We start from the raw sequence: 14500 nt of genomic DNA, 5'->3' as shown, positions 1-14500 counted from the left end.
TTTTCAATCCCAACGTAAGCAAAAATATACGATGAATCTGAGTACTAAACAAAAACAGCACCTAAAAGGTCTGGCACATCCGCTCAAGCCTGTTGTTATGCTTGGCAATAATGGTTTGACCGAAGGGGTACTGGCCGAGATTGAACAAGCGTTAGAGCACCATGAACTTATCAAGGTGAAAATCGCCTCGGAAGATCGCGAAACAAAAACCTTGATCGTGGACGCTATCGTGCGCGAAACCGGCGCCTGTAACGTACAGGTCATCGGTAAAACGCTGGTGCTGTATCGCCCAACTAAAGAGCGTAAAATCTCGCTGCCGCGTTAAGGATATCCTAAAGTCGAACACAAAATCTGTGTAAAACGAGGGGTTTTCCACGAGCAGGAGAGCAAAATGCCACGCTCTCTCCGTTGATAAAAGGCCGCTATGCGGCCTTTTTCCTTTCTTTACAATACACCAACAATTTGCGTATTGAGTACTACTTAAAGGTATTCCACTTTAAGCACTTCGTATTCCACATCGCCGCCAGGCGTTTTGATCACCACGACGTCATCTTGCTCTTTGCCGATCAGACCGCGAGCGATTGGCGAGTTTACCGAAATGAGATTTTGCTTAAAATCCGCCTCATCATCGCCAACAATGCGGTAGGTCTGCTCTTCGTCGGTGTCCAGGTTCAGCACCGTGACGGTAGCGCCGAAAATCACGCGACCATTGTTCGGCATTTTAGTGACATCAATCACCTGCGCATTCGACAGTTTTGCTTCGATATCTTTAATGCGCCCTTCGCAGAAACCCTGCTGTTCGCGTGCAGCATGATACTCCGCGTTTTCTTTTAAATCGCCATGTTCGCGCGCTTCGGCGATAGCGGCGATGATTTCAGGACGGCGCACAGATTTCAGAAAATCCAGCTCTTCGCGCAGTTTTTCGGCTCCGCGTAAGGTCATCGGAATAGCTTGCATTTGTTATACCTCTTGAACATTCCTGTAGGGGGCAATGAACTCTACCCCGGCTGCTAAGCCAGCCCCGGCATATGCCATACCAGGGTCAGAAGCAAAAAAACACCAACCCGGGCGCGCAGTCCCAGGTCAGCTACAATTTCCTCTTTGATAACCATTTTACCCTGGAGTTCCCTATGGGTCATCGTTTACTTTTTAGGGCGTTGCGCCGTAGTATGACGGCTTGTTTCCAGGGTGTTAGCGCGAGATTATGCGATTTTCCAGATTTATCATCGGATTGACCACCAGTATAGCGTTCAGCGTTCAGGCCGCGAATATTGACGAATACATCAAACAGCTTCCGGCCGGCGCCAACCTCGCGCTGATGGTGCAAAAGATTGGCGCGCCCGCGCCGGCTATTGATTATCATAGTCAGCAGATGGCGCTTCCCGCCAGTACCCAAAAGGTGATTACCGCGCTGGCGGCGCTGATTCAACTCGGCCCGGATTTCCGTTTTACGACCACGCTGGAGACTAAAGGCAACGTCGATAACGGCATCCTGAAAGGTGACGTAATTGCGCGCTTCGGTGGCGATCCAACGCTAAAACGTCAGGATATTCGCAATATGGTCGCGACGCTGAAAAAGTCCGGCGTCACGCAAATCGACGGCAATGTGCTTATCGACACGTCGATTTTCGCCAGCCACGATAAAGCGCCAGGCTGGCCGTGGAACGACCTGACGCAGTGTTTCAGCGCGCCTCCCGCCGCCGCCATTGTTGACCGCAACTGTTTTTCTGTGTCGCTTTATAGCGCGCAAAAACCAAACGATTTAGCCTTTATTCGCGTGGCCTCTTATTATCCGGTAACGATGTTCAGCCAGGTACGGACTCTACCGCGCGGTTCGGCAGACGCGCAGTATTGCGAGCTGGATGTTGTGCCTGGCGATTTGAACCGTTATACGCTTACCGGCTGTTTACCACAGCGCGCCGACCCGCTGCCGCTGGCCTTTGCTATTCAGGACGGCGCCAGCTACGCGGGCGCGATCCTCAAGCAGGAACTGAAAGAGGCCGGGATAACTTACCGCGGCACGCTGCTGCGCCAGACGCAGGTTAACGAGCCCGGAACGATCGTCGCCAGTAAACAGTCGGCGCCACTGCACGATCTGCTTAAGATTATGCTGAAAAAGTCAGACAACATGATCGCCGATACTGTTTTTCGGATGATTGGTCATGTCAGGTTTAACGTGCCTGGCACCTGGCGGGCGGGATCGGATGCCGTTCGCCAGATTCTGCGCCAACAGGCGGGAATTGATATCGGCAATACCATTATTGCCGACGGTTCCGGTCTTTCTCGCCATAATCTGATCGCTCCCGCCACGATGATGCAGGTGCTGCAATATATCGCCCAACATGATAACGAGCTGAACTTTATCTCTATGCTGCCGCTGGCGGGCTATGATGGTTCATTACAATACCGCGCCGGGCTGCATCAGGCGGGCGTAGACAGTAAGGTTTCGGCGAAAACCGGATCACTGCAGGGCGTGTATAATCTGGCGGGCTTTATTACCACCGCAAGCGGGCAACGGATGGCATTTGTACAGTATTTGTCCGGCTACGCGGTTCCACCTGCCGATCAGCGTAATCGCCGAATCCCGCTGGTACGCTTCGAGAGTCGGTTGTATAAGGATATTTATCAGAATAACTGAGTGCATTATTGCCGGATGGCGGCGCTAACGCGTCTTATCCGGCCTACAACGAACATAATAAAACGGGCCGCAAATGCGGCCCGTTGGCTTTTATAGGCCGGATAAGCGTTAGCGCCATCCGGCTACGAGATTAACGTTTGTAGATGAACTCGACGCCTTCTTCGTCGTCTTCATCCCAGTCGTCATCCCAGTCATCGTCTGCGTCTTCTTCCACTTCAGCCAACTGCTGGCGATGATAATCGTCCCACATGAACTCGACTTTTTCCGGCTGTTTTGCTTCTTCAGCCTGCGCGATCGGATTCTCGATGATAAAGGTCATCACATCCCAGCAAAGATCTTTCACCCCTAGCTGACTGGCAGCGGAAATCAGATAGTATTTCCCTTCCCAGCCCAACGCTTCGGCGATCGCTTTCGCTTTCTCTTCCGCTTCGGTTTTATCCATCAGATCGATCTTGTTGAACACTAACCAGCGCGGTTTAGCCGCCAGATCCTGGCTGTATTTTTCCAGTTCGCCAATAATGATACGGGCGTTTTCCACCGGATCGGAACCGTCGATCGGATCGATATCAATGAGGTGCAGCAGTACGCGGCAACGTTCGAGGTGCTTCAGGAAGCGAATCCCCAAGCCCGCGCCTTCCGCCGCGCCTTCGATCAACCCCGGAATGTCGGCCACCACAAAACTCTTTTCGCTGTCCATACGTACCACGCCCAGGCTCGGCACCAGCGTGGTAAACGGATAGTCCGCGACTTTCGGTTTTGCTGCCGATACCGCGCGAATGAACGTTGATTTACCGGCATTTGGCATCCCCAGCATCCCGACATCCGCCAGCAGCATCAGTTCCAGCAGCAGGTCGCGCTTATCGCCCGGCGTACCATTGGTTTTCTGGCGCGGCGTACGGTTAACCGAGGATTTAAAACGGGTATTGCCTAGCCCATGCCAGCCGCCCTTCGCGACCAACAGACGCTGACCGTGTTTGGTCATGTCGCCCATCGTTTCACCGGTTCCCTGGTCGATAACGCGCGTACCGACCGGCACTTTGATGGTCACGTCTTTACCGCGTTTACCGGTACAGTCGCGGCTCGCGCCATTCTGACCACGTTCAGCGCGGAACGATTTTTCAAAGCGGTAATCGATCAGCGTATTCAGGTTTTCATCGGCTTCCATCCAGACGTCGCCGCCGTCGCCGCCATCACCGCCGTCCGGGCCGCCTTTCGGGATATATTTTTCGCGGCGGAAGCTCACACAGCCATTACCGCCATCGCCTGCAACGACCAGAATCGATGCTTCATCAACAAACTTCATTTTATTCTCCGTAAATCATTCGCCTGAGCGGGGTTGCGAAACCACCGTTTCATGCTTGCGTAAACCGCCCCAAATACGATGACCAATGGCGGAATACATCGCGCCCGCAACCACGACAAACGCACCGAGATAACCTAAAAGGTTTAACATCGGTCTGGCGAAGAAATCGGGCCAGGCCATAGATAAAAGATCTGAAAACAGCAGGGTAAATAGCGGTGTAAGCGTGATTATCGCGCTCACCTGCGCCGCCTGCCAACGCGCCATCGCTTCCGCCAGGGCGCCATATCCTACCAGCGTATTTAGCCCGCAGAAAATCAAACAGGCGAGCTGCCAGTCGCTCAGTTGCGCTATCACCATCGGTTTTGCCAGCGGCAAGAGCGCTATCGTACATAAAGTGTACAGTAAAAACAGGATCTGCTGCGAGGCCAGACGTCGCAATAATACTTTTTGCGCCACGCCATAGCTCACCCACACCATCGCCGCGCCTACGCCAAAAATAACGCCCCAGGTGTAGTCGGTCAGTCGGGTAAAAATCTCGATCAGACTGGTGTTAAAAAACATCACCAGCCCGCTCAATAACATCAGCGCGCCAATCACCTGCGTACCGCGCATCTTTTCTTTCAGAATAAAGACGCTGGCGACCATCATGCCAACCGGCGAGAGCTGGCCGATAACCTGCGACGCGGTTGGGCTTAAATATTGCAGGGAAGAACTGAACAAAATGAAATTACCGAACAGTCCGCAGGTCGCTATCGCCAATAACACCAACCAACGCGGCTTACGAAAAATACGCAGCGGCGGCAGCTTTCTTTTTACTGCCAGTATCGCCCCGAGGCCAATACTGGCCATTAAGAAGCGGTAGAAGACAATGGTTGAAGGCTCCATCACCTCCAGCACTTGCTTCATTGCTATTGGCAACGCTCCCCAGCACATCGCGGTAGTGAGCGCTAAAAGAATGCCAATGCCTGCCTGCTGCTTCATGCCGTGTTCCCTGCAAAGACCCGTTAACGGCATTCGCACAGCCACACGGGTATATTTTAGTCGGCCATCGAATGTAAAAAGCCCCGCAACAGGTGCGGGGCTTTCATCCGTTACCGGACCACAAAAAACTTACTCAGCAACGATGCTGATGTATTTACGGTTTTTCGGGCCTTTAACTTCGAATTTCACTTTACCGTCTGCTTTAGCAAACAGAGTGTGGTCACGACCGCAACCAACGTTGGTGCCAGCGTGGAATTTAGTACCACGTTGACGAACGATGATGCTGCCTGCCAGAACTGCTTCACCGCCAAAGCGTTTTACGCCCAGACGTTTAGCTTCAGAATCGCGACCGTTACGAGTCGAGCCGCCAGCCTTTTTATGTGCCATTTAATCTGCTCCCCTAATCTTAAGCGCTGATGCCGGTAATTTTCACATCAGTGAACCACTGACGATGGCCCTGCTGCTTACGGTAGTGTTTACGGCGACGAAACTTAACGATTTTAACTTTCTCGCCACGACCGTGGGCAACAACTTCAGCTTTGATTACGCCGCCATCAACGAAAGGAACGCCGATTTTGACTTCTTCACCGTTTGCGATCATCAGAACTTCAGCGAACTCGATAGTTTCGCCAGTTGCGATGTCCAGCTTTTCCAGGCGAACGGTCTGACCTTCGCTTACTCGGTGTTGTTTACCACCACTTTGGAAAACCGCGTACATAAAAAACTCCGCTTCCGCGCACACCTTTCAATGATTCAGAGCGCGCTATAAATATTCACAATAGGGCGCGAATATTACGCAAATTGCACGGCTTTGACAAGTGCTACCATCAATACATGAAGAAAAAAAACACAACGCATACGGTAACGTTTATCTGCGGCGTTTTTTCAGTACAATCAGGGTATATTTCTAACCATAAACCCTACGTTACCTCATTCAGACATGGGATAATCGGGGCGATAAGCCCGGCTTTTGCGATGAATTTAGAAAAAATCAACGAGTTAACCGCGCAAGATATGGCGGGTGTCAATGCGACAATCCTTGAACAGCTTAATTCCGACGTTCAACTGATTAATCAGCTAGGATATTACATTATTAGCGGCGGCGGAAAACGCATTCGTCCGATGATTGCCGTTCTTGCCGCGCGTGCGGTGGGTTATCAGGGTAACGCGCACGTGACTATCGCCGCTCTGATCGAGTTTATCCACACGGCGACGCTGCTACATGATGATGTGGTGGATGAATCTGATATGCGTCGCGGCAAAGCGACGGCAAATGCCGCTTTCGGTAATGCCGCCAGCGTGTTGGTCGGCGACTTTATCTATACCCGCGCCTTCCAGATGATGACCAGCCTCGGCTCGTTAAAAGTGCTGGAAGTGATGTCGGAAGCGGTCAACGTGATTGCAGAAGGTGAAGTGCTGCAATTGATGAACGTGAATGACCCGGACATTACCGAAGAAAATTACATGCGGGTGATTTACAGTAAAACAGCCCGTCTGTTCGAAGCCGCCGCCCAGTGCTCCGGTATTCTTGCCGGTTGTACGCCTGAGCAAGAGAAAGGGTTGCAGGACTATGGCCGCTACCTTGGTACGGCTTTCCAGCTCATTGACGATCTGCTGGATTACAGCGCCGACGGCGAGCATCTCGGTAAAAATGTGGGTGATGACCTCAATGAGGGCAAACCCACCTTACCGTTGCTTCACGCCATGCGCCACGGTACGCCAGAACAGTCAGCGATGATCCGTACCGCTATTGAACAAGGTAATGGCCGTCATCTTCTGGAACCGGTTCTGGAAGCGATGACCACCTGCGGCTCGCTGGAATGGACGCGTCAGCGAGCGGAAGAAGAAGCCGACAAAGCGATATTCGCGTTGCAGATATTGCCGGATACCCCATGGCGTGAGGCGCTAATCGGTCTCGCACACATCGCGGTGCAGCGCGATCGTTAATGCCGTTCTCTTATCCCGCGTACTGCGCGGGATATCCTATTAAGTTCTAATAAACTCCAGATACCCTATCGCCTGTTTTTCACATACTCATCCAGGATTTCCCCTGGCATATTCTGAATATTTCCGCCACTTACATGAACTTTTTAGAACATTCCTTCACGAAGCGTTATAGTATCGAACGTCGTCGGGTTGTTAAAACCGTAAGTGATTAACCTAAGGAGTGATGGATGTATGGAAAGCAAGCTTATTGACTGGCATCCGGCCGATATCATTGCCGGACTACGTAAAAAAGGGACTTCAATGGCCGCTGAGTCACGCCGGAATGGATTGAGTTCATCCACGCTGGCCAATGCATTAACGCGCCCGTGGCCGAAAGGAGAGTTGATTATCGCGAAAGCATTGGGAACGGAACCCTGGGTTATTTGGCCATCGCGTTATCACGATCCGCGCACGCATGAGTTTATCGACAGAACGCGGCTTATGAGAGCGCGTAATAAAAACAAACAGAATGTAGAGTAAGTGCCTGTAAAACAACCCCCGCATCGCGTTCGCGGGGGTTATTCAGCGTACAGAAGGTTATTCGCCTTTCACGCGTTCAATATTCGCGCCTAGCGCGCGCAGTTTGTCTTCGATGCGCTCATAACCGCGATCGATGTGATAAATGCGATCCACAATCGTCGTGCCTTCCGCAATACAGCCCGCCAGCACCAGGCTCGCAGATGCCCGCAGATCTGTCGCCATAACCTGGGCGCCAGAGAGCGTTTCTACGCCATGGCATATGACGGTATTGCTTTCAATTTCCGCACGCGCGCCCATGCGGCTGAGTTCAGGCACGTGCATAAAACGGTTTTCAAAGACGGTTTCAGTGATAAAGCCCGTCCCTTCCGCCACCAGGTTCAGCAACGTGAACTGCGCCTGCATATCGGTCGGGAATGCCGGGTGCGGCGCGGTACGGACATTGACCGCCTTCGGTCGTTTGCCGTGCATGTCCAGACTAATCCAGTCCTCGCCCACTTCGATATCCGCGCCCGCATCGCGCAGTTTCGCCAGTACCGCGTCCAGAGTGTCCGGTTGCGCGTTACGGCAGAGGATTTTGCCGCGAGAGATCGCTGCCGCCACCAGGAAAGTCCCCGTTTCGATACGATCCGGCAGCACACGATAAACGCCGCCGCCCAGACGCTCTACGCCCTCGATCGTAATACGATCGGTGCCCTGCCCGGCGATCTTCGCCCCCAGCGTAACCAGGAAGTTAGCGGTGTCGACAATTTCCGGCTCGCGCGCGGCGTTTTCAATGATGGTCGTCCCTTCCGCCAGCGTAGCGGCGCACATAATGGTGACGGTCGCGCCGACGCTGACCTTATCCATCACGATATGCGCCCCTTTAAGACGTCCTTCGACGGAGGCCTTTACGTAGCCCTCTTCCAGCTTGATGGTCGCACCCAGTTGTTCCAGACCGGTAATATGCAGATCAACCGGACGCGCGCCGATAGTACAGCCCCCCGGCAGAGAGACTTGTCCCTGACCAAAACGGGCAACCAGCGGCCCCAGCGCCCATATCGAGGCGCGCATGGTCTTAACCAGATCATAAGGCGCGCAGAACACGTTCACCTGGCTGGCGTCAATATGTACCGATCCATTGCGTTCCACTTTCGCGCCTAATTGGCTCAAGAGCTTCATCGACGTATCCACGTCTTTCAGTTTTGGAACGTTTTGGATCTCTACCGGTTCTTCTGCCAGCAGAGCGGCGAACAGGATCGGCAGCGCGGCGTTTTTGGCGCCGGAAATTGTGACTTCGCCCTGGAGCGTCGTTGGCCCCTGTACACGAAATTTATCCATTTTTGTATTCTCAGTTAAGCATTCATCTCCGCTACCGGCAGGTTACCCGTAGCTTAAAATCCGTTAAGTTTACGATCGCGCGCCCATTCCGCCGGGGTATATGCTTTGATCGATACGGCATGGATACGGTTGTCCGCAATGTACTCCATTAGCGGCCCATAGACCGTTTGCTGTTTCTTGACCCGGCTCATGCCGTCAAACATCTCGCCCACGGCAATAACCTGAAAGTGACTGCCATCGCCGGAGACGTGGACTTCCTGGAGGGAGAGGGCATTCATCAGCACACTCTGAATTTCATGATTTTCCATGGGTTCTTTATTCGTCAAATAGTGAAAACAGCCCAACATCTTAGAGCAAAGTCGCGCCGTCTTAAATAAGCAAAAGATTACGCTGATAAATCAGCGCGGTAAAAGTGCCGGATGGTGCTGCTAACGCAACTTATCCGGCCTACGGGGATCATGCGAAGTGTAGGCCGGATAAACCATCCGGCATTCATTACATACGGGGAAGTACGTCTTCGGGCAAGTTATATAATTGCGCCAGCGCGTAAACCTTGTCGTTAACGCCAGACAGCGACACGGCATTGCCCTGCTTTTTTGCCTGGTTCACAAGGTGCGCCAGCAGCGCCAGTCCCCCCGTATCTACCCTGGAGATCTGGCTCAGGTCGATACGGGTAACGCCATTCATCGCTTCTACGCGCGCGTCCCATAGCGGCGCCAACACGTCCTGATCCAGCTCTCCCGCCAGCACCAGAGTGTCCGCCTCACGCGTCCAGGTGAGTTGCGGCGTCATTACTGTTTCTCGTCCAAAGTAATTTTCTGTTGAGAGATAGATTTCAGTTGTGCGGTCAGGCCGTCGATGCCTTTAGTACGCAGCAGGTCGCTCCACTCATTTTGCTTGGTGGTGATCATGCTGACGCCTTCCGCAATCATGTCATACGCCTGCCAGTTGCCGGTCTGGGTGTTTTTGCGCCACTGGAAATCCAGGCGTACCGGCGGACGACCGTTAGGATCGATAATCGTTACACGGATAGGCACAATGGTCGCATCGCCCAGCGGTTGCTCAGGCGCTATCTGGTAAGTCTGACCGTGGTACATCGCCAGCGCCTGACCGTAGGCCTGTTTCAGGTATTCGCGAAACGCGGCAAAATAGGCTTCACGCTGCGCCGGAGTCGCCTCTTTGTAATAGCGGCCCAACACCAGCGCGCCGGCATATTTTACCTGCACGTACGGCAGAAGTTCCTGATCAACAACGTCGCGCAGGTAATCCGGATTGGCACGAATTTTCGGCTGTTCGTTTTTCAGGCGATCAAACGTTTTCTGCGCCGCCTCGTTCATCAGTTTATAAGGATTGCTCTGATCCGCTGCCGTTGCTGCGCTTAATGGCGCAATGACCAGCAGGGCCACCATCATCAGTCGTTTAAACATGCCTCAATTCTCCTGAGATTATTTCGTTGCGCCCGCGGGCGTTGTGGCTTCAGTATGGCCTTCCGTTGCGGCTGGCGCATCGCCAGAATTCTTATTGTCGTCGCCTTTGCTGTTATAAAGGAACTGGCCAATCATATCTTCCAGCACCATTGCAGACTTGGTGTCCTGAATCGTACTCCCATCTTTGAGGATAGACGTTCCCAGCTCAGGATCTTCAAAACCGACGTTTAATGCCATATATTGCTCCCCCAGCAGCCCGGAAGTACGAATACTCAACGAGCTGGTATCGGGAATATGGTTATAACGCTCTTCGATGTCGAGCGTTACGCGCGGCAGGTATGTTTTCGGATCAAGCGAGATATCTTCAACCCGCCCGACAACCACCCCGCCGATGCGTACCGGGGAACGCACTTTCAGACCGCCGATGTTATCGAAGGTCGCATAAACCTTATAGGTCGGCTCCGTGCGCATAGAGGTCACATTTGCCGCCTTCAGGCAAACAAACAGCGCCGCCAGCAACGCTACCAGCAAAAAAACGCCTACCCAAATTTCATTTTTTTTCGTTTGCATGAACTCAATTCCCAAACATCAGTGCGGTCAGCACAAAATCCAGCCCCAGAACGGCCAACGATGCGTGAACCACGGTACGCGTCGTTGCCCGGCTAATCCCGGCAGAAGTTGGTATTGCGTCATAACCGTTGAATAACGCAATCCATGTTACCGTAATGGCGAACACCACGCTCTTTATCAGACAGTTCACCAGGTCCATACGCCAGTCGACGGCATTCTGCATCGCGGACCAGAAGAACCCGGCGTCGATTCCTTTCCAGCTTACGCCGACCAGCGAGCCGCCCCAGATACCGACCGCCACAAAGATAATGGTCAGTAGCGGCAACGAAATCACGCCCGCCCAAAAGCGCGGCGAAATCACCCGGCGCAATGGATCGACCGCCATCATCTCCATACTGGAGAGCTGCTCCGTCGCCCGCATCAGGCCGATTTCCGCCGTCAACGCCGACCCGGCCCGCCCGGCAAACAGCAACGCCGCGACCACCGGCCCCAGCTCGCGCAGCAGCGAAAGCGCCACTAACATGCCAAGACTGGTCTCCGCGCTGTAAGTGGTCAGAACCAGATAGCCTTGCAGCCCCAGCACCATACCGATGAATACTCCGGAGACAATAATGATAAGCATCGACAAGACGCCCACATTATAAAGCTGGCGCACCAGCAGCGGCGCATGTTTGCGAAACTCCGGCTTACCGATAATCGCATTGAATAACATTAACCCGGCGCGCCCGAACGTCCTGACGGTTTTGATCCCGCTGTGTCCGAGTGCTGCCAGCGCATTTAACAGCATGAGTGGCTTAACTCCCTGTTTCGAGTAAATCAAGGTGATAGTCGCCCGCCGGATAGCGGAACGGAACCGGCCCGTCGGCAATGCCGTCAAGGAACTGACGCACGCGCGGGTCCGTATTCTCCTGCAACGCCTGAGCGCTACCGTGAGCGACGATTTTTTTGTCCGCCATGATCCAGGCGTGATCAGCAATACTGAGCACCTCTGGCACATCATGCGAGACCACCACGCAGGTCACGCCCAGCGCGCTGTTCAATTCTGAAATCAGCTTCACCAGAACGCCCATGGTAATCGGGTCCTGGCCGACAAACGGCTCATCGAACATGATGAGATCCGGTTCCAGAGCGATGGCGCGCGCCAACGCGGCGCGGCGCGCCATCCCACCGGAGAGCTCGGAAGGCATCAGTTTTGCCGCGCCGCGCAGCCCGACAGCTTCCAGTTTCATCATCACGACGCTTTTTAGCAGCGGCGCGGGTAAATTGGTGTGCTCCCGTAGCGGATAGGCCACATTGTCAAACACGTTCATGTCGGTAAACAGCGCTCCCGACTGAAACAGCATACTCATACGTTTGCGGACGGTGTAGAGCCGCGAACGGGACATGGCCGGCACATTCTCGCCATCAAATAAGATCTCGCCCTTATCCGGCGGGATCTGTCCGCCAATCAGGCGCAACAGCGTGGTTTTACCGATGCCCGACGGCCCCATGATCGCCGTGATCTTCCCGCGCGGCACCGTCAGGGAAATATTATCGAAAATGCAGCGTTCGCCACGGGAAAAGCTGACGTCGCGCATATCGACTAAATTGGCCGCAGACTGACCCATTGATTCATCCTTCGTATTGCCTTGTTGAGGTAACCATGGCGCTGAATTTAACCATGGGTTCGACATAATTACAGAATATTAACTGACAGGGTTAGCGAAAGCTGGCATTCGTTTTACTTTTTAGCCGCATAAAGTCAAAATTAGGACTTCGTTACGGCTTCCAGATATCCCTTCCAGGGGACCGGCGAGTATACCTGAAGAAAGGACTTTAGATGCTTTTAGCGATGGCGCTACTCATAATTGGTTTGCTTCTGGTGGCCTACGGCGCCGATCGTCTGGTGTTTGCGGCCTCTATTTTATGCCGTACATTCGGTATTCCCCCGCTGATCATCGGGATGACGGTCGTGAGTATCGGCACCTCGCTGCCGGAAATTATTGTGTCGGTCGCCGCATCGCTACACGGTCAGCTCGATTTGGCCGTCGGCGCGGCGCTCGGTTCTAACATCACCAATATTTTGCTGATCTTAGGGCTGGCGGCGCTGGTTCGTCCATTTACCGTGCATTCCGATGTTCTACGTCGCGAATTGCCATTAATGTTATTTGTTAGCGTGGTAGCCGGTTCCGTACTGCATGACGGACAGTTAAGTCGCAGTGATGGTATCTTTCTCCTGCTTCTGGCTGTGCTATGGCTGTTATTCATTGTTAAAATCGCGCGTCTGGCCGAACGCCAGGGGAATGACAGCCTCACCCGCGAACAACTGGCGGAGCTGCCGCGCGAAGGCGGGCTCCCCGTCGCGTTCTTATGGCTGGGCATTGCGCTGGTCATCATGCCGATGGCGACGCGCATGGTAATCGATAACGCTACGGTGCTGGCGAACTATTTCGCCATGAGTGAATTAACGCTCGGTCTGACAGTCATCGCCGTCGGCACCAGTCTGCCAGAACTGGCGACGGCGATTGCCGGCGTGCGAAAAGGCGAAAATGATATTGCCGTTGGTAATCTCATTGGCGCCAATATTTTTAATCTCGCCATCGTGCTGGGACTGCCTGCGCTGATCGCGCCGGGGGAGATCAACCCGCTGGCGTTTGGGCGAGATTATAGCGTTATGTTGCTGGTTAGCGTGGTTTTCGCTTTACTTTGCTGGCGGCATCCGCGTCAGATTGGTCGGGGCGCAGGTATACTGCTGACCGGCGGGTTTATCGTATGGCTGGCGATGCTCTATTGGCTATCGCCACTTCTTGTTGGATAACTGGAAACGGATTATGTCGCATTTAGCGTTGCAACCGGGGTTTGACTTTCAGCAGGCAGGCAAAGAGGTCCTGGAAATTGAACGTGAAGGCCTGGCGGAGCTTGATCAATACATCGATCAGAATTTCACCCTGGCCTGTGAAAAAATGTTCAACTGCACCGGAAAAGTGGTGGTCATGGGGATGGGAAAATCCGGTCATATCGGACGGAAAATGGCCGCCACGTTCGCCAGTACCGGCACCTCTTCCTTTTTTGTACATCCGGGCGAAGCCGCGCACGGCGATTTGGGGATGGTTACGCCGCAGGATGTGGTTATCGCTATCTCCAACTCCGGCGAATCCAGCGAGATCGCGGCGCTAATACCGGTACTTAAACGTCTGCACGTGCCGTTAATTTGCATTACCGGGCGACCGGAAAGCAGCATGGCGCGTGCGGCAGATGTGCATCTGTGTGTTAAAGTGCCCAAAGAAGCGTGTCCGTTAGGACTGGCGCCTACCAGTAGTACCACCGCAACGCTGGTGATGGGCGACGCGCTCGCCGTGGCGTTGTTAAAAGCGCGCGGCTTTACCGCCGAGGATTTCGCTCTGTCGCATCCTGGCGGCGCGCTGGGACGTAAGCTACTGCTGCGCGTAAGCGATATTATGCATACTGGCGATGAGATCCCGCATGTTAATAAACATGCCACCCTGCGTGATGCGCTGTTAGAAATTACGCGTAAAAATCTCGGTATGACCGTCATTTGCGATGAATCCATGAAGATCGACGGTATCTTCACCGACGGCGATTTACGTCGCGTGTTCGATATGGGCGGCGATATGCGCCAGTTGGGGATCGCCGAGGTGATGACGCCAGGGGGCATTCGCGTGCGTCCCGGTATTCTCGCTGTCGATGCGCTGAATTTAATGCAGTCCCGCCATATCACCTCCGTACTGGTTGCTGATGGCGACCAGTTACTCGGTGTGTTACATATGCATGATCTCCTGCGTGCAGGCGTCGTATAGA

Annotated in this window: 18 protein-coding genes; 6 read left to right on the top strand and 12 right to left on the bottom strand. The window is 53.6% G+C overall.

What is annotated here, in order from left to right:
- Positions 1-31 precede the first annotated feature (31 nt).
- Complete coding sequence (gene yhbY, locus ACLJTG_RS06255; protein ID WP_001592995.1) at positions 32-325, top strand: ribosome assembly RNA-binding protein YhbY; 294 nt, start codon at positions 32-34, stop codon at positions 323-325.
- A gap of 155 nt (positions 326-480) precedes the next feature.
- Here yhbY and greA read toward each other — a convergent pair whose 3' ends face one another.
- Positions 481-957, bottom strand: coding sequence for a transcription elongation factor GreA (greA, locus tag ACLJTG_RS06250; RefSeq protein ID WP_001148008.1), 477 nt, complete (start codon positions 955-957; stop codon positions 481-483).
- Positions 958-1204: 247 nt separating this feature from the next.
- Here greA and dacB point away from each other — a divergent pair, with 247 nt between their 5' ends.
- Positions 1205-2638, top strand: a complete 1434-nt coding sequence (gene dacB / locus ACLJTG_RS06245; RefSeq protein WP_410958904.1) for a serine-type D-Ala-D-Ala carboxypeptidase — start codon at positions 1205-1207, stop codon at positions 2636-2638.
- Between the two features lie 130 nt (positions 2639-2768).
- Here dacB and cgtA read toward each other — a convergent pair whose 3' ends face one another.
- The 4 genes from cgtA to rplU all read right to left on the bottom strand — a co-directional run bounded on the left by cgtA (position 2769) and on the right by rplU (position 5640).
- The gene (gene cgtA, locus ACLJTG_RS06240) at positions 2769-3941 is read right to left on the bottom strand and encodes an Obg family GTPase CgtA (protein ID WP_000673556.1); all 1173 of its coding nucleotides are present in this window, start codon (positions 3939-3941) and stop codon (positions 2769-2771) included.
- Positions 3942-3956: 15 nt separating this feature from the next.
- Positions 3957-4922: a DMT family transporter gene (locus tag ACLJTG_RS06235; RefSeq protein WP_000813052.1), complete on the bottom strand. Its 966-nt coding sequence runs from the start codon at positions 4920-4922 to the stop codon at positions 3957-3959.
- Between the two features lie 129 nt (positions 4923-5051).
- On the bottom strand, positions 5052-5309 hold the full coding sequence (gene rpmA / locus ACLJTG_RS06230; protein WP_000940593.1) for a 50S ribosomal protein L27: 258 nt from the start codon (positions 5307-5309) through the stop codon (positions 5052-5054).
- 19 nt (positions 5310-5328) lie between these two features.
- The gene (gene rplU, locus ACLJTG_RS06225) at positions 5329-5640 is read right to left on the bottom strand and encodes a 50S ribosomal protein L21 (RefSeq protein WP_000271396.1); all 312 of its coding nucleotides are present in this window, start codon (positions 5638-5640) and stop codon (positions 5329-5331) included.
- Positions 5641-5897: 257 nt separating this feature from the next.
- On the opposite strand from rplU, the gene ispB reads away from it, so the two are divergent.
- Complete coding sequence (gene ispB / locus ACLJTG_RS06220) at positions 5898-6869, top strand: octaprenyl diphosphate synthase (protein WP_024792578.1); 972 nt, start codon at positions 5898-5900, stop codon at positions 6867-6869.
- A 231-nt stretch (positions 6870-7100) separates the two neighbouring features.
- Complete coding sequence (gene sfsB / locus ACLJTG_RS06215; protein WP_000444168.1) at positions 7101-7388, top strand: DNA-binding transcriptional regulator SfsB; 288 nt, start codon at positions 7101-7103, stop codon at positions 7386-7388.
- A 57-nt stretch (positions 7389-7445) separates the two neighbouring features.
- Here sfsB and murA read toward each other — a convergent pair whose 3' ends face one another.
- From murA to mlaF, 7 genes are all read right to left on the bottom strand, one after another.
- On the bottom strand, positions 7446-8705 hold the full coding sequence (murA, locus tag ACLJTG_RS06210; RefSeq protein ID WP_000357288.1) for a UDP-N-acetylglucosamine 1-carboxyvinyltransferase: 1260 nt from the start codon (positions 8703-8705) through the stop codon (positions 7446-7448).
- Positions 8706-8758: 53 nt separating this feature from the next.
- Positions 8759-9013 (bottom strand): BolA family iron metabolism protein IbaG, encoded by a 255-nt coding sequence (gene ibaG / locus ACLJTG_RS06205; RefSeq protein WP_001518349.1) that lies wholly within the window; start codon positions 9011-9013, stop codon positions 8759-8761.
- A 187-nt stretch (positions 9014-9200) separates the two neighbouring features.
- Positions 9201-9497 carry a lipid asymmetry maintenance protein MlaB gene (gene mlaB, locus ACLJTG_RS06200; RefSeq protein WP_000188843.1) on the bottom strand — a complete coding sequence of 99 codons (297 nt, stop codon included), beginning with the start codon at positions 9495-9497 and terminating at the stop codon, positions 9201-9203.
- Positions 9497-10132 carry a phospholipid-binding protein MlaC gene (gene mlaC, locus ACLJTG_RS06195; RefSeq protein ID WP_000476475.1) on the bottom strand — a complete coding sequence of 212 codons (636 nt, stop codon included), beginning with the start codon at positions 10130-10132 and terminating at the stop codon, positions 9497-9499. The genes mlaB and mlaC overlap by 1 nt, the downstream gene beginning before the upstream one ends.
- Positions 10133-10150: 18 nt before the next feature.
- Entirely contained in the window at positions 10151-10702 is a 552-nt protein-coding gene (gene mlaD / locus ACLJTG_RS06190; protein WP_198898192.1) for an outer membrane lipid asymmetry maintenance protein MlaD, read from the bottom strand.
- A gap of 4 nt (positions 10703-10706) precedes the next feature.
- Positions 10707-11489: a lipid asymmetry maintenance ABC transporter permease subunit MlaE gene (gene mlaE / locus ACLJTG_RS06185; protein ID WP_000925786.1), complete on the bottom strand. Its 783-nt coding sequence runs from the start codon at positions 11487-11489 to the stop codon at positions 10707-10709.
- Between the two features lie 7 nt (positions 11490-11496).
- Positions 11497-12309: a phospholipid ABC transporter ATP-binding protein MlaF gene (gene mlaF, locus ACLJTG_RS06180; protein WP_000531566.1), complete on the bottom strand. Its 813-nt coding sequence runs from the start codon at positions 12307-12309 to the stop codon at positions 11497-11499.
- A 212-nt stretch (positions 12310-12521) separates the two neighbouring features.
- Here mlaF and ACLJTG_RS06175 point away from each other — a divergent pair, with 212 nt between their 5' ends.
- The gene (locus ACLJTG_RS06175) at positions 12522-13499 is read left to right on the top strand and encodes a calcium/sodium antiporter (protein WP_000922742.1); all 978 of its coding nucleotides are present in this window, start codon (positions 12522-12524) and stop codon (positions 13497-13499) included.
- Between the two features lie 13 nt (positions 13500-13512).
- Positions 13513-14499 (top strand): arabinose-5-phosphate isomerase KdsD, encoded by a 987-nt coding sequence (gene kdsD, locus ACLJTG_RS06170; RefSeq protein WP_000018612.1) that lies wholly within the window; start codon positions 13513-13515, stop codon positions 14497-14499.
- The last annotated feature ends 1 nt before the right edge of the window (position 14500 follow it).

Origin of the sequence: Salmonella sp. SAL00672 (genome assembly GCF_046552175.1) — a bacterium.
In the GTDB taxonomy this organism is placed as follows: domain Bacteria; phylum Pseudomonadota; class Gammaproteobacteria; order Enterobacterales; family Enterobacteriaceae; genus Salmonella; species Salmonella enterica.
The sequence above is the reverse complement of the archived record's forward strand: the minus strand, read 5'-3'. Positions and strand labels throughout refer to the sequence as shown.

What these genes read in the sequence shown, in the direction of transcription:
- mlaD (WP_198898192.1), bottom strand. Translation starts at nt 10,702, where the DNA reads ATGCAAACGAAAAAAAATGAAATTTGGGTAGGCGTTTTTTTGCTGGTA.
- mlaF (WP_000531566.1), bottom strand. Translation starts at nt 12,309, where the DNA reads ATGGGTCAGTCTGCGGCCAATTTAGTCGATATGCGCGACGTCAGCTTT.
- ACLJTG_RS06175 (WP_000922742.1), top strand. Translation starts at nt 12,522, where the DNA reads ATGCTTTTAGCGATGGCGCTACTCATAATTGGTTTGCTTCTGGTGGCC.
- rpmA (WP_000940593.1), bottom strand. Translation starts at nt 5,309, where the DNA reads ATGGCACATAAAAAGGCTGGCGGCTCGACTCGTAACGGTCGCGATTCT.
- ispB (WP_024792578.1), top strand. Translation starts at nt 5,898, where the DNA reads ATGAATTTAGAAAAAATCAACGAGTTAACCGCGCAAGATATGGCGGGT.
- cgtA (WP_000673556.1), bottom strand. Translation starts at nt 3,941, where the DNA reads ATGAAGTTTGTTGATGAAGCATCGATTCTGGTCGTTGCAGGCGATGGC.
- rplU (WP_000271396.1), bottom strand. Translation starts at nt 5,640, where the DNA reads ATGTACGCGGTTTTCCAAAGTGGTGGTAAACAACACCGAGTAAGCGAA.
- dacB (WP_410958904.1), top strand. Translation starts at nt 1,205, where the DNA reads ATGCGATTTTCCAGATTTATCATCGGATTGACCACCAGTATAGCGTTC.
- ibaG (WP_001518349.1), bottom strand. Translation starts at nt 9,013, where the DNA reads ATGGAAAATCATGAAATTCAGAGTGTGCTGATGAATGCCCTCTCCCTC.
- mlaB (WP_000188843.1), bottom strand. Translation starts at nt 9,497, where the DNA reads ATGACGCCGCAACTCACCTGGACGCGTGAGGCGGACACTCTGGTGCTG.
- kdsD (WP_000018612.1), top strand. Translation starts at nt 13,513, where the DNA reads ATGTCGCATTTAGCGTTGCAACCGGGGTTTGACTTTCAGCAGGCAGGC.
- sfsB (WP_000444168.1), top strand. Translation starts at nt 7,101, where the DNA reads ATGGAAAGCAAGCTTATTGACTGGCATCCGGCCGATATCATTGCCGGA.
- greA (WP_001148008.1), bottom strand. Translation starts at nt 957, where the DNA reads ATGCAAGCTATTCCGATGACCTTACGCGGAGCCGAAAAACTGCGCGAA.
- mlaE (WP_000925786.1), bottom strand. Translation starts at nt 11,489, where the DNA reads ATGCTGTTAAATGCGCTGGCAGCACTCGGACACAGCGGGATCAAAACC.
- yhbY (WP_001592995.1), top strand. Translation starts at nt 32, where the DNA reads ATGAATCTGAGTACTAAACAAAAACAGCACCTAAAAGGTCTGGCACAT.
- ACLJTG_RS06235 (WP_000813052.1), bottom strand. Translation starts at nt 4,922, where the DNA reads ATGAAGCAGCAGGCAGGCATTGGCATTCTTTTAGCGCTCACTACCGCG.
- mlaC (WP_000476475.1), bottom strand. Translation starts at nt 10,132, where the DNA reads ATGTTTAAACGACTGATGATGGTGGCCCTGCTGGTCATTGCGCCATTA.
- murA (WP_000357288.1), bottom strand. Translation starts at nt 8,705, where the DNA reads ATGGATAAATTTCGTGTACAGGGGCCAACGACGCTCCAGGGCGAAGTC.